Annotated in this window: 10 protein-coding genes; 7 read left to right on the top strand and 3 right to left on the bottom strand. The window is 40.3% G+C overall.

Features of this window, described 5'->3' with window-relative positions; genetic code table 11:
* Position 1: 1 nt before the first annotated feature.
* From galT to AC6HVZ_RS15560, 3 genes are read right to left on the bottom strand one after another with little or no spacing between them, the layout of a single operon-like run.
* A complete protein-coding gene (galT, locus tag AC6HVZ_RS15550; RefSeq protein WP_497559095.1) occupies positions 2–1,480 on the bottom strand; it encodes a UDP-glucose--hexose-1-phosphate uridylyltransferase in 1,479 nt (492 codons plus the stop codon).
* Positions 1,477–2,481: a UDP-glucose 4-epimerase GalE gene (galE, locus tag AC6HVZ_RS15555; protein WP_497559096.1), complete on the bottom strand. Its 1,005-nt coding sequence runs from the start codon at positions 2,479–2,481 to the stop codon at positions 1,477–1,479. The genes galT and galE overlap by 4 nt, the downstream gene beginning before the upstream one ends.
* Positions 2,478–3,659, bottom strand: a complete 1,182-nt coding sequence (locus tag AC6HVZ_RS15560) for a galactokinase (RefSeq protein ID WP_497559097.1) — start codon at positions 3,657–3,659, stop codon at positions 2,478–2,480. Before AC6HVZ_RS15560 ends, galE begins: the two co-directional genes overlap by 4 nt.
* 418 nt (positions 3,660–4,077) lie before the next feature.
* Between AC6HVZ_RS15560 and AC6HVZ_RS15565 the strand changes: the two genes are divergently transcribed.
* From AC6HVZ_RS15565 to AC6HVZ_RS15595, 7 genes are all read left to right on the top strand, one after another.
* Positions 4,078–5,082, top strand: coding sequence for a Gfo/Idh/MocA family protein (locus AC6HVZ_RS15565; RefSeq protein ID WP_497559098.1), 1,005 nt, complete (start codon positions 4,078–4,080; stop codon positions 5,080–5,082).
* Between the two features lie 720 nt (positions 5,083–5,802).
* A complete protein-coding gene (locus AC6HVZ_RS15570) occupies positions 5,803–6,789 on the top strand; it encodes a sugar-binding protein (protein ID WP_497559099.1) in 987 nt (328 codons plus the stop codon).
* Positions 6,786–8,234 carry a sensor histidine kinase gene (locus AC6HVZ_RS15575; RefSeq protein ID WP_497559100.1) on the top strand — a complete coding sequence of 483 codons (1,449 nt, stop codon included), beginning with the start codon at positions 6,786–6,788 and terminating at the stop codon, positions 8,232–8,234. The genes AC6HVZ_RS15570 and AC6HVZ_RS15575 overlap by 4 nt, the downstream gene beginning before the upstream one ends.
* Positions 8,215–9,624 (top strand): response regulator transcription factor, encoded by a 1,410-nt coding sequence (locus AC6HVZ_RS15580; RefSeq protein WP_497559101.1) that lies wholly within the window; start codon positions 8,215–8,217, stop codon positions 9,622–9,624. The genes AC6HVZ_RS15575 and AC6HVZ_RS15580 overlap by 20 nt, the downstream gene beginning before the upstream one ends.
* A gap of 81 nt (positions 9,625–9,705) precedes the next feature.
* Positions 9,706–11,025 carry an ABC transporter substrate-binding protein gene (locus AC6HVZ_RS15585; RefSeq protein WP_497559102.1) on the top strand — a complete coding sequence of 440 codons (1,320 nt, stop codon included), beginning with the start codon at positions 9,706–9,708 and terminating at the stop codon, positions 11,023–11,025.
* Positions 11,026–11,706: 681 nt separating this feature from the next.
* Complete coding sequence (locus AC6HVZ_RS15590) at positions 11,707–12,645, top strand: carbohydrate ABC transporter permease (RefSeq protein WP_497559103.1); 939 nt, start codon at positions 11,707–11,709, stop codon at positions 12,643–12,645.
* Between the two features lie 71 nt (positions 12,646–12,716).
* Positions 12,717–13,469, top strand: coding sequence for a carbohydrate ABC transporter permease (locus AC6HVZ_RS15595; protein WP_497559104.1), 753 nt, complete (start codon positions 12,717–12,719; stop codon positions 13,467–13,469).
* The last annotated feature ends 491 nt before the right edge of the window (positions 13,470–13,960 follow it).

The raw sequence follows: 13,960 nt of genomic DNA on the forward strand, positions 1-13,960 counted from the left end.
CCTACTTATTTAATGTATCGATAAATCGTTCAAATGCTTGCTGTTCTTTGAAGACACCGGCATCTTCTAGTACTCTGGCAAATTTTCGGCCAAGTTCTTTTTCTAAAATTTCATCTGCCAGCTTGGCATCGCTAAGCTTCCCATATTTATGATTGATTTGCTCTGCCCATTCCTGGTGATATGCTGCCACTCGACTGGATTGACCAAGTAAAAAGTGCTTAATTTCTGCTAGTTCATCCTTCAATCTAGCTGGCAAAACAGCGAGTCCCATCACTTCAATTAGGCCGATATTTTCCTTTTTTATATGATGTACATCGGCATGTGGGTGAAAAATACCGAGTGGATGTTCCACGGATGTACGGTTATTTCGTAATACAAGATCAAGCTCATACATGCCATTCTGGATCCGGGCAATTGGTGTGATCGTATTGTGTGGTGTATCGCCAGTATAGGCTTTGATATCGGCAAGTTCATCCGAATAATTTCGCCATGTTTGCAAAATATGATCGGCTGCCTCAAGCAGGGAATCCTTGTGGGAACTAATCAGTCGGATGACGGATAATGGCCATTTCAAGATCGAAGCGGAAACCCCAGCAAACTGTTCCAATCTAAAATCAAAAGCACTCGCTGCATTCGTCATGGCAAACTCATAGCGCCCTGCTTGATAATGGTCATGACTCAAAATGGAACCGCCAACGATTGGCAGATCTGCATTGGATCCAATAAAATAATGTGGGAATTTTTCGGTAAACGTTAATAATTGATCAAACGTTTGTTTACTTATTTTCATATCCCGATGTTCTTCTGAGAGCAGGATGCTGTGTTCGTTATAATAGACGTATGGTGAATATTGCAGGTACCAGTTTTCATCTAATAGCGGGATGCGTATTACCCGGTGATTCGCACGTGCCGGGTGCCCGGTTCGACCGGTATATCCTTCATTCTCCACGCATAATAGACATTTCGGGTAATTCAGCTGTTGTTTCATTTCCCGTTCCCGCTTAATTTGCTCTGGATCCTTTTCCGGTTTGGACAGATTTATCGTAATATCCAGTTTACCGTATGCAGTGTCTGCTTTGAAATGGATGTTTTTTTCAATCCGATTCAGCTGAATGTAGTTGCTGTTTTTGCTTAGGTTATAGAAATAATCGGTCGCCGCTTTGGGTGATGATTCATATTTTTGATTGAACATAGCATTAACAACAGATGGGCGAGCAACAAAGCAGTTCATTATGTTTGCCGTGAGCATTTCTTTTTCATCGAAAACGTCCTCGATTACTTCCTGTTCAAGCGCATAGTCGATTATTTTTTCCAGAATGTCAGGAATTGGTTCCTCTGTTGTTGGATCAGGATTTTCTGGAAAAGCGTCCAAATTTAATAGATTCATGACCTGGTTGCGCACATAAATCTGATCTGCCTGGTCGATTAATTTCACTTCAATTGCTTGTTGAATAAGTCCGGATATATGCTGATAGATCATGATTTTTTCACATCCTTCCCGTAACCATCGGGATGGGATAGATGCCAATTCCATGCATCCTGAATAATCTGTTTGATGGAGGTGCGGGTTGGATTCCAGCCGAGAATATGTTTGGCTTTATCGGAGCTGGCGATCAATGTACTCGGATCCCCTGCACGCCGCTCGCCGGATTTTGCCGGAATTTCCATGCCAGTCACCTCGCGTGCAGTTTCAATCATTTCTTTCACGGAAAAGCCTTGATTGCTTCCAAGGTTGAAAATATCACTTTTGCCGCCATTTTTCAGGTAATCGAGTGCAAGGAGATGGGCCTGGATTAGATCCTCCACATGAACATAGTCGCGGATACAAGTGCCATCAGGCGTGTCATAATCCTCACCGAAAATCGTGATATGGTCGCGCTGGCCAAGTGCTGCCTGTAAAATGATTGGAACGAGATGTGTTTCTGGACGATGATCCTCGCCGATTCTTGAGGTTCCCCGTGCACCTGCCACATTAAAATAACGTAAGGACACGTACTTCATGCCATGTGCCTGCTCGGTCCATTTCATCAATTTTTCCATGATCAGCTTGGTTTCCCCATAGGTGCTGGTTGGATTTGTTGGCATGGCTTCTGTGATCGGTACAGCCTCAGGTTCTCCATAGGTTGCGGCAGAGGAAGAGAAGACAATATGTTTCACATCTTGCTCGATCATAACTTTTAACAGTATCTGTGTGCCGTAGACATTGTTGTCAAAATACTTGAGCGGTTTTTCCATTGATTCACCAACAAGTGAGTTTGCTGCAAAATGGATGACAGCTTCAATCGATTCATTTTCAAATACTTTTTGTAAAAATATTATGTCACGAATGTCCCCTTGGTAAAATGTTGCATCAGGATGAATAGCTTCTTTATGACCTGTTTCCAGATTATCAATGACAACGACATGTTCCCCTCGATCAATGAGCTGATATACTGCATGGGATCCAATGTAGCCTGCTCCACCTAAAATTAATATACTCATTTCAACACCCCTTCCGTAATTTCCTTTGCACCATCACTTATTGCTGCGGTGTAAAAGCTTGGCTTGTAGCCGATTTTATCCTTATAAATCCTGTTAACATTATACTGAAAGGAATCAACTTTGTCCTTCTCCACAATCGCTATCGCACACCCGCCAAATCCAGCACCTGTCATACGGGCTCCAATCACACCAGCTTGTTCCCATGCGGCCTGCACAAGTGTGTCGAGTTCGGTTCCGGTAACTTCATAATCATGCTGAAGGGAGAGGTGCGATTGATTCATTAATTTTCCAAATGCATCAAGGTCATCCTGTTGTAATTTTTCCAGTGCTTCTACTGTACGGGCATTTTCGTAGACCACATGTTTTGCACGTTTGCGGTTGATTTCATCTTTAATCAAATGCTTATGTCTTTCAAAAATTTCTATTGTTAAATCTCCTAAGCTGCTAATTGTGAGTTTTGTCTGCAAATCAGCAAGTGCTTGTTCACATTGGGATCGACGTTCATTATACTTTGATCCTGCCAATGTCCGCTGTTTATTCGTATGGATGATCATAATCACATGATTTTCCAATGAAATCGGTGCATAGTTATACGCCAGTGTTTGACAGTTTAATAGAATCCCGTGATCTTTCTTGCCCATACCAACGGCAAACTGATCCATAATTCCGCTGTTGACGCCAATATATTCATTTTCCACCTTTTGGCCGATTTTTACCAGCTCGATACGCTCCATTTTTAAATCGAATAGACTTTCCAAAAGAACCCCACTGGCCATCTCAATCGAAGCGGACGAGGAGAGACCGGACCGGTTTGGAATGTTGCCATAGAATAGTATGTCTGCACCTGTTTCAATAGAATGGCCGGCAGCTTTGATCGATTGGATCATTCCTTTAGGATAGTTCGCCCAGTCGTGAGCTTCATTATAGGATAAATCAGCAAGGTCGCACTCGATCATACCGATTTCTGGAAAATTTACCGAGTAAAACCGAAGCTTCTGATCACTGCGTTTCAGTCCAAGAGCGTAGGTTCCGAATGAAATGGATGCCGGAAAGACATGTCCTCCGTTGTAGTCAGTGTGCTCGCCGATCAGGTTGATGCGACCAGGGGCGAAGAAAGTCCTTGGCTTTTTATCTGTGTTGAAAAGGCTTTGGAATTCCTTTATTAGATTTGGTGTCAAATAAAAACCTCCTGAAAATAACGTAATAAATAATTAATTAATTTAATTAACTTAAGTTTACTATGATTTTCAAGAATGTTCAATGGGGTCATTCAAATTATACGAAACTTTTTGGATGATATAATGTAATGATGAAACGTGCATCTAGAAAAGAATGATGGAGCTTTTGCACATTTACGATTTGTACTATCTGCATCATTTTCCAGGGATTAGTATCCTGTAAACATAATTACAGTCACATTAGATCCGCATCGTTTTATGCGTCAGATCCATGATGGATGTGAAGAGATTGAGTAGGACGATTAGAAATAAATGAAAATAATTAAGTTTACTCTAGTTGTAGTTCGGAAAGTTTTTCGCATCAGAAAAAGGATTTATACATGGTAAGCTAGAATAGAAGAATAAGGAGGTTATTTAGATGACAAAAATTAAGTGGGGTATAATAAGTACAGCTGGGATTGCGCAAAAAGAGCTAATACCAGCATTTCTAAGAGCTTCAAATGCGGAGGTAACAGCAATTGCGACTGAGAGTGGGATTGAAAAGGCAAAGGCTGTTGCTGAAAGGTTTCAGATTGCAAAAGCCTACGACAGCTATGAAAAATTACTGGATGATCCAGCTATTGATGCTGTTTATATTCCATTACCAAACCATTTACATAAAAAATGGGTGATAAAGGCAGCGGAAAAAGGTAAGCATATTTTATGTGAAAAACCTGCAGCACTTAATGCAGAAGAGGTACTGGAAATGAAAGAGGCTTGTGAAAAAAATGAAGTGATTTTTATGGAAGCATTTATGTATCACTTTCACCCACAGCATGAGCGAGTGAAACAAATAATCGATGCTGGTGAAATTGGGGATGTTAACTATATGCGGGCGGCATTTTCCTTTAATCTGAATGGTAATAGCGATAATAATATCCGGCTTAACGATCAAAAAGGTGGGGGCAGCATATATGATATTGGTTGTTATGCGATCCATTCTTTAAGAAATATTCTTAGCTCGGAGCCGACTGCTGTACATGTGCATGCAACGATTGATTCGAAGTTTCATGTAGATACAGATGCTGTTGCTTATTTAACGTTTCCTAAAGGTGTCAGAGCATCGTTTGATGTAAGCTTTGGACTTGTAAAGCGGAGTGAATATGAGGTGGTTGGAACAGAGGGGAGAATTAGAGTTCCACGTGCATATCGTCCAGACTGGAATGGTGGCGATGGGTTAATTATCGTGGAAAAACCTGGTATCAGCCATACAGAAACAGTAAATGGGGACCAATATCGCAATCAGGTCGAACATATTTCACAGGCTATTTTGGATGGGAATTATGTGTTGGCTCATAATTTTGATAATACGTTAAATAATATGCGTGTCGTGGATGCATGTTATAAGTCGATTGAAATGGATGGACGAGTCGAATTAAAATAAAGGAAGCCCCAGGTTGTGTAATCACACCTGGGGCTTCCTTTTTTTAATGAATCGAATAATGATGTTGCCTTTTTTTATTGTTATCTATCCATCTGTATGCTAAAAAATCAACTATATATATTGTGGGAGGCTTTGGTGGTGGTGTGGATTGTAATTTCATAAAACAGGTTTGGGCTATTTGGGTATAATTGAAAGATTTCTTGGTAAAGTTGAGAGAACTCAGCAGAAAGTTGAGAGATCCAGCGAAAAGTTGAGAGAACTCAGTAGAAAGTTGAGAGAACTCAGCAGAAAGTTGAGAGATCCAGCGAAAAGTTGAGAGAACTCAGTAGAAAGTTGAGAGATAAACCCGAAAATGCTGTTGTCTCTCAACTTTCGCATAACGTCTCTCAACTTTCGCATAACGTCTCTCAACTTTCGCATAACGTCTCTCAACTTTCGCATAATGTCTCTCAACTTTCGCATAACGTCTCTCAACTTTCGCATAACGTCTCTCAACTTTCGCATAATGTCTCTCAACTTGCCCTAAATGTCTCTCAACTAAAGCAGGTTATCTCTCGACTTTCCCGAAACATTTCTCAACCCATCACCCATCATCCCCCGCCACCCCGCAAGACAGTTACACCATAACCAATCAAACTCGGCGCACCTTCCACCCAACCTATCAAACCCAATCTTTTCATGATAAAATAAATAAAAACGTTTACAAGCAGGTGATCGTATATGACGAAAAACACAAAACTATTACTTTATACCATAACCGGTCTCATTTTCCTGTTAAGTTTTATCGGAATGCTCATCTATGGTTACAAAACCTTTTATATTGAATCAACAAACACGAAGACACAGAAGTATACCTATCATTTTGCTTTAATTGCTGAGGAGACGGAGAATGATTATTGGCGGCTGATTGAGGAAGGCGCGAAAGAGGCAGCGCGTGAAAATGATATTTATTTAGAATATGTGGCACCGAAGAAGGCGGATAATTCTCAGCTTTTGCGGCTGTTTGATCGGATGATTTCGGCGAAGGTAGATGGGATTATTATCCAGGGTGTGGAAGGGAAGCGATTTGTGGATCTTATTCATAAGGCGGTGGAACGCAGTATTCCTGTTGTTACCATTGATACAGATGTGAAAAGCAGTGAGCGGAAGGCATATGTGGGGACAGATAACTTTTATGCGGGACAGTTGGCTGCGAAGGCAATTATTAAAAATACAACGGGAGAGCAATATGTTGGAGTGGTGACAGGAAGGTTTGATGCAATTAATCAGCAGGAGCGGTTGGCTGGCTTTAAACAGGAGATACAGTCGGAGCCGCGTATTCAGATTGTTGATGTGAAGGAATCGGATATTACGGAAATTGGTGCAACGCAGGCTACCTATTCCCTGCTTAAAGAACATTCAAAGCTTACAGCATTAGTAGGAACAAGCGCGCTTGATGGGATTGGCATGGTGGAAGGACTGCAGGAAATTGCTCTGAATAAAGATATATATATGGTTGCTTTTGATGTGCTGCCGGAAACGTTAGAGTTAATTAGGAAAAATAAAATTGATGTGACGATCGCGCAATACCCTAAGGAGATGGGATTTCAGTCTGTGGAAGTCATGATGGGGCTGCAAGGGAAGGATCTACTAAACAATCAGATTTTCACGGAAACCAAAATTATTGAGAGGCAGGATCTAAAGCTGCCTGATGGTGTTTTACAATGAAGATAAAGACAATTCGCGGGAAATTACTTGTTTATTTTTTAGTATTTGTTATTTTATTTCAGGTGACTTCCATCTCTATTTTTGTTAGTTCAACTGAATTGACGAAAAGTTATCATGATAGCTTCGAGCGGTTTTTACTATTGAATTCCATTTCGCAAAAGTCCGAAGCATTATATACGGAAACAAAAATAGTTGTGACGGAACCGAATGTGGATAACGAGAAGGATTACTTTGAGGCGAAGCGGCAGTTAACTAGTGATAAGAATCAGCTGAAGCTATCATATGGTGATCTGAATAAAATTGAAATAAAGAACTATGTAAATTTGATTGAAACATTTATCCATGAAAGTGAGCTAACAGTGGGGTTTGTTTTAAGGGATGATATTGAGCTTTATACCGCTCATCTGGAGGAAGCAAGAACTGCATCTGATTATATACAAGCATCTGCCCTCGAAATAATCGACGTGGAATTAACGGATTATCAGACTTTTTATCAGGATTTGCAAGAGAGAAATGAAAACTTCTTGTTATTTACAGTTTTTTTATTTGTGACAACCATTATGCTGGCCATCTTTTTTGCGCTTTGGTTCTCAAGGGGGATTACAAGGCCAATCAACCAATTGGCCCATGCAGCAAAAGAAGTTTCTGAAGGTGATTTACTTGGTGAATCTGTAACGATTCAGTCTAATGATGAGTTAAAATTACTTGGGGATGCATTTAATAATATGCGCTCCGACATACATCAGCTGGTTGAGGAGATAAAGGATCAATCGGAGCTTGACCGTCTTTTAAAAGAAATGGAATTAAAGCATTTGCAGAATCAGATTAACCCACATTTTCTATTTAATACACTAAATACACTATCCAAAATGGCTTATTTGGAGGATGCGAAATCAACTTCCCGGCTGATAGATTCCGTTGCAACACTGCTTAGGCATAGCTTGGGACCAATAGATAAGCGGGTATCACTTAAAGATGAAGTGGCTGTTGTTCAGGATTATTTTCACATTCAAAAGGTGAGATTTTCGGAACGGGTTCAGTTTAAACTAGAAATGGATGAAAGCTGTCTGAACATAGAGATTCCACGTCTTACATTGCAGCCATTGGTCGAAAATGCCTTTATCCATGGTATTGAGGGGAATGAAGAGGGTGGAATCATCAGCCTGAAAGTCTATCAAACTACTGGACTTATAAATGTGGAGGTTAGGGATGATGGGGTTGGGATGACTCCGGATAAAATAAATCATTTGCTATCCATGACCAATTTAAAGAAGGATCATGTAGGGCATTCTACCGGGATTGGCTTGACCAATGTAATCCGACGTCTGCAGCTCTATTATCAGGTTAATGATGTGATAGAGATTGAATCAGAGCTTGGAAAAGGCACGATCATCCGCTTGAAATTGCCTGTAGGGGGAGAGAATGATGCGAATTTTAATAGCTGAAGATGAATTGCTGGAAAGAAAAGCAATGAAAAAATTCATCGATGATAATTTTACCAATATGATTGTAATTGGTGAGGCAGTCAATGGGAGAATGGCGATTGAATTAGCCGGAGAGCTGAAGCCTGATATTATTTTGATGGATATTAAAATGCCTGGAATAAATGGGTTGGAAGCAATTGAAACCATTAACGAAAAGTATCCTGAGATAAAATTTATTTTAGTTTCCGCTTATGATTCCTTTCATTATGCGAAGGAAGCAATGCGATTTGGAATTAAGGATTATCTTTTAAAACCTGGAAGGAAAGAGGAAATTGTTAAAACATTACTACGGGTGGCAAAGGAAATCGAAAGCGAACGTGCAAATAAACAGAAATCGTTGGAGCTTTTGAAGGAGCGATTGATGACAAAGGTGATGCATATTCCACTCTCTGAGGATGCCTTTGCATTACAGAAAGAAGTATTTCCCAAGCTGAAGTACGGTTGTTTCTTTGTGCTGACAGCAAATCAAGCCGATGATTTTGGTGATGTGAAGGAAGCGGTTAAAGAACATACGAATTATCCTTTTGTTTTTCGGCAAATCGAGGGAAATGGTGTTCTATTGATGTTTTCAGCAAGTCCGATCGAAAAGGCTGATCTGCTTATTTTTGCGCGAAAGCTATCGTTGGAGCTTGGAGAAGCTGTGTTTATTGGTGCTGGTTACCCTGTTTCGTCCCTGGAAAAACTATCCAAATCCTATCATGACGCATATACGGCCTCCATACAGTTGGCCCGGGAAGGCAAAAGTAATTATGGATTTGTGCAAGCGGTGTCCGAAAATAAGCAAGATAAAATCGGATTAATTGCCCTTCAAGTGAAAAAAGGGCATGTCGATGATGCGATGATGCATTTTAAGAAGTATCCTTTATCTGAACGGGAAAGAGAAGATTTATACATCATGATAAAAAATAGTCTGGATACGCGTAATATCCCGATGCCAGGAAATTCTTTCTCTTCGTTAAGAACAGATCAGGACTGGCTTTCATTTCTACAGCTCTGCTGCATGAGAATCAATGCATATTATCAGTCGAACAGCTATATTGAAAAGGCGAAGCAATATATCAATGATCATTATAACGAAGCAATAACATTGGAGGATGTTGCTGAATATATAGGTTTGAGTCCAAATTACTTCTCGAATCTATTTAAACTGGAATTTGGAGTGACATTCATTGATTTTCTAACGAAGGCTCGTTTGGAAAAGGCGAAGGAATTAATCGAGGGTCAATCTCATTCCTTAAAAGAAATCAGTTTTATGGTGGGGTATAAGGATCCGAACTATTTCAGCAGGGTTTTTAAAAAATATTATCACGAGTCCCCAAAGCAATTTCAGAAGGACATCTTAAAAAAATGAAGAAAACCGTAAAAAAGTACAGAAAATGAACGGCTTGAAATACTCGAATTTATTTATAATTAGCTTTGAAAGCGTTATCAAATGAAAAATAAGGGGGATTCAGTTGTGAAGAAATTATATGCATTTTTATTATTTGCATCACTTGTTCTTGTACTGGCGGCGTGCGGTTCGGATTCGTCAGACGGTGATGCAGAGACGGGTGATTCCGATGTGAGCGAGGGCGGTACATCGGGAGAGGTTGAGATCTTCAGCTGGTGGACAGGTGCCGGGGAAGAAGATGGGTTGTTAGCATTAATTGATTTATTTGAAGAAGAACATCCAGATATTACAGTTGAAAATGCAGCAGTTGCTGGTGGTGCCGGAACAAATGCAAAAGCAGTTCTGGCAACAAGAATGCAAGGGAATGATCCACCTTCCACATTCCAGGTGCATGGTGGGGAAGAATTGAATAAAAGCTGGGTAGCAGCAGATAAAATGGAGCCACTGAATGACTTATATGAAGAAAATGACTGGATGGATAAATTTCCGGAAGAATTAATTGAGCTTGTAAGTAATGATGGCAATATTTATTCCGTACCTGTAAATATTCACCGTGGAAACGTTATTTTCTACAATATGAAGGTATTTGAAGACAATGGAATTGAAGTACCTACAACGTTTGAGGAGTTTTTCGCAGCGGCAGATAAATTACAGGAAGCTGGAATTACCCCACTTGCAATGGGTGATAAAGAATCATGGACTGCCACACAAATTTTTGAGAACGTGCTTTTAGGTGTGCTTGGTCCAGATGATTATAACAAGCTTTTCGCTGGTGAAATTGGCTTTGATGATGAACGTGTAGTGGAAGCCGCTGAGGTTTTTGGAAAAATGCTTGATTATGTGAATGAGGACCATGCATCCCGTAACTGGCAGGATTCCGGACAGCTTGTCGCAAATGGCGAAGCAGCAATGCTGAACATGGGTGACTGGGCGAAGGGATATTTTGCAAATGATTTGGATCTGACGACAAATGAAGACTTTGGATATTTTGCATTCCCGGAAACAGATGGCAATTTCGCAGTAATTACTGATACATTTGGATTGCCTAAAGGCGTGGAGAATGTCGATGATGTTAAAAAATTCCTGACAGTTCTTGGTTCAGTGGAAGGACAGGATACATTTAATACATTAAAAGGTTCAATTCCTGCACGTGTCGATGCAGATCCGGAAAAATATGATGACTATGGAAAAGATACAATAGAAGATTTCAAGAATTCGAGATTGGTTCCGAGTCTTGCGCATGGATCCGCAGCATCTGAAGGATTTTTAACAAAGGCAAATCAAGCTGTTAATATTTTTGTTACACAAAGAGATGTGGATAATTTGATACAGGCATTGCAAAATGCTGCACCTGAAATGTAAAGGATACTTAAAATGATGAGGTCGCCACTTGGTTAGGTGGCCTCTTCTTCATACAGGCTTTTTTGGCATAGATTGGGACTGCGCACTGCTCGTCCCACCGAAGTGACTTGGGACTGCACCATGGGTTCGTCCCATCGAAGTGACTTGTTGTTATCTGCTCCGTAGTCGATAGAAAAGACGACGTAATTACTGTTTGCTATAAGTATTTGCTATAATCGCCGTTCGGGATCGCTGCGGGCGGATGCGAACCTTAGGGCACGGCCTCAGCCTCCTCGAGAAACCCACTCTGCGGGGTCTTCGGACACGTGCTATTCCCGCAGGAGTCACCGCCCTTCGCTCACCCGAACTGGTGAGGTGGTTTCTATATTTCGTTTATTGATTATTAATTCAGTTCATCTGCAGTAACCAGTATACCAGCGGAGGAAATACACGTAGACTCCTGTGGGAGGAAAGGCATAGGTGAGACCCCTAAAGACGAGTAGCACGAGGAGGCTCACCAGCCGCCCACGGAAAGCGTAGTGTATTTCCGTAGCGCTGAATTAGCACTCATCTTCTAAAGAGTGGGAGGAAGTCACACTAAAGTTACGTCATCTTTTATAGAAACTGTGAAATTTAAAAAAGCAATAAAGTTTACGAAAAGAGCCTTATATACAGAGAAATCTCAAATGGAGGAGGAGTTATATGGCGAAAGAATTACAAATAAAAAATAAAAAAAGAATTTCCAAGGATCATTGGACAGCAATCGCATTTTTGATTCCGTCATTTTTGTTAATTCTTGTTTTTGTTTATGGATTTATTGGCTGGACCGGATATGTTTCTTTAAGTAATTATAATTCACTTATTCCTGATTTTTCCTTTGCAGGTTTGAAAAACTACATATATCTATTCAATGATTTTCGTTTCCAGGCAGATTTACGTAACACACTTTTCTTTACGATATTATTTATTGGTCTGGTAATTGTAATTGGGATGGGTCTAGCTATATTGCTGGATCAGAAGCTGAAGGGAGAATCGATTTTCCGGAATATTTTCCTCTTCCCGATGGCGCTATCCTTTATCGTGACAGGAGTTGTTTGGCAATGGTTGTTAAACCCTTCGACTGGATTCAACCAGTTTTTAAGTGTGTTTGGGATTCAGCCGAAATGGTATACAGATACTACCATTCTTGCTGGATTTGAATGGGGAAGTATTGAATTTGGTTTGCCAGTAGCAATTATTGCTGTTGTCATTGCTGCCGTATGGCAAATGACCGGTTTTTCGCTTGCTATGTATTTAGCAGGACTGCGCGGCATCCCAGATGAACTACGGGAAGCAGCACGGATGGATGGTGCAAGCGAATTTCAAGTGTACCGGAAAGTTGTACTTCCAATGCTGCTGCCGATTACAATGAGTGTTATCATCATTATGGCACATATTTCTTTGAAAATATTTGATCTTATTTATGCGATGACAGGCTCCGGTGCGAATTTCGTTACGGATGTGCCAGGGGTTTATATGTTTGAAACAACCTTCCGAGGAAATTATTATGCAAATGGTGCGGCGATCGCAATTATTATGTTACTTCTTGTTGCCGTATTTATCGTTCCATATTTATGGAATAGCAGAAAGGGTGATCAGTAATGGCTTCATCATTCAGTATCGGAAAATTCATCAAATATTTTATCCTGGTATTCTTTGCTTGTCTATTTTTGATGCCAATTTACGTCATTATTGTAACGAGCTTAAAACCGCTTGATGAAGTATCACTCGCAAACATGTGGGCATTGCCGACTGCAATTGACTTCAGTTCCTATGCAGAAGCCTTTTCAAATTTGGCTCCGAACTTCATGAACAGTATTTACTTGGTAATTCCAGCCACAATACTCTCCGCACTACTTGGTGCAATGAATGGCTATGTATTGTCGAAGTGGAAATTTAAAGGTGCAAATACAATATTTACCATTATTTTATTCGGGATGTTTATCCCATATCAAAGTATCCTAATTCCATTAATTCAGTTTCTACGCACGATCGATCTATATAATACAATCCCAGGATTAATTCTCGTGCACGTCGTTTACGGCCTGCCGATCACAACCCTGATGTTTCGTAACTTCTATGCAAACATCCCTGATTCAATGATCGAATCAGCTAAAATTGATGGTGCAAACTTTCTTGGGATTTTCAGGCATATTATTATTCCACTGTCCATCACCGGCTTTGTTGTTGTAGCAATCTGGCAGTTTACGAACATCTGGAATGAATTCCTATTTGCTGTCACGATCACCACATCAGATCAGCAGCCAGTGATGGTAGCCCTGCAGAATTTATCAGGAAGTCAGATTGTACAATGGAATGTGCAAATGGCTGGCGCACTGCTCGCAGCACTGCCAACATTGCTTGTATATATATTTTTAGGAAAGTATTTTGTAAGAGGTCTGTTAGCTGGATCTGTGAAGGGGTAGTGAGTTAGCTGTTGAATTGACGTGCGATCTGAGGTGTGGGTTTGGCTGAGCTAGACTCTAGGCTAAAAAGTTGGGAGAGTGGGGTGGAGTTGAGAGAAAATGGTTGGAAGTTGAGAGATACTGGTGGAAATCGATGTTTTCTCTCAACTTTGCGCGAACGTCTCTCAACTTCGGCATAATGTCTCTCAACTTTGCGAGGATGTCTCTCAACTTCGGAGTAAAGTTTCTCCACTTTGGCATAAATTCTCTCAACTTTCACGATGCAATTGCGGCTTTATAATAACTTCATCATATATTTACTGGATTAAATGTAAAAATGGTTGGGCTGTTTTGTGCCCGACCATTTCTTTTTATAATACTATTTTTATTTAATAGAAAGATAGATGGATTAATTGGAAAGTGATTAATTTAATTCTTTTAACAGCCCCCTATGTTAGGATAGATGTCGCATGATACTTTAGTATATACTAAGTAAATATGCGGAGGTTAAA

Source organism: Oceanobacillus sp. NCCP-135 (genome assembly GCF_059698015.1).

Excerpts from the sequence above, each read along its gene's own strand:
- galT (WP_497559095.1), bottom strand. The coding sequence starts at position 1,480 with ATGATCTATCAGCATATATCCGGACTTATTCAACAAGCAATTGAAGTG.
- galE (WP_497559096.1), bottom strand. The coding sequence starts at position 2,481 with ATGAGTATATTAATTTTAGGTGGAGCAGGCTACATTGGATCCCATGCA.
- AC6HVZ_RS15565 (WP_497559098.1), top strand. The coding sequence starts at position 4,078 with ATGACAAAAATTAAGTGGGGTATAATAAGTACAGCTGGGATTGCGCAA.
- AC6HVZ_RS15570 (WP_497559099.1), top strand. The coding sequence starts at position 5,803 with ATGACGAAAAACACAAAACTATTACTTTATACCATAACCGGTCTCATT.
- AC6HVZ_RS15575 (WP_497559100.1), top strand. The coding sequence starts at position 6,786 with ATGAAGATAAAGACAATTCGCGGGAAATTACTTGTTTATTTTTTAGTA.
- AC6HVZ_RS15580 (WP_497559101.1), top strand. The coding sequence starts at position 8,215 with ATGCGAATTTTAATAGCTGAAGATGAATTGCTGGAAAGAAAAGCAATG.
- AC6HVZ_RS15585 (WP_497559102.1), top strand. The coding sequence starts at position 9,706 with ATGAAAAATAAGGGGGATTCAGTTGTGAAGAAATTATATGCATTTTTA.
- AC6HVZ_RS15590 (WP_497559103.1), top strand. The coding sequence starts at position 11,707 with ATGGCGAAAGAATTACAAATAAAAAATAAAAAAAGAATTTCCAAGGAT.
- AC6HVZ_RS15595 (WP_497559104.1), top strand. The coding sequence starts at position 12,717 with ATGCCAATTTACGTCATTATTGTAACGAGCTTAAAACCGCTTGATGAA.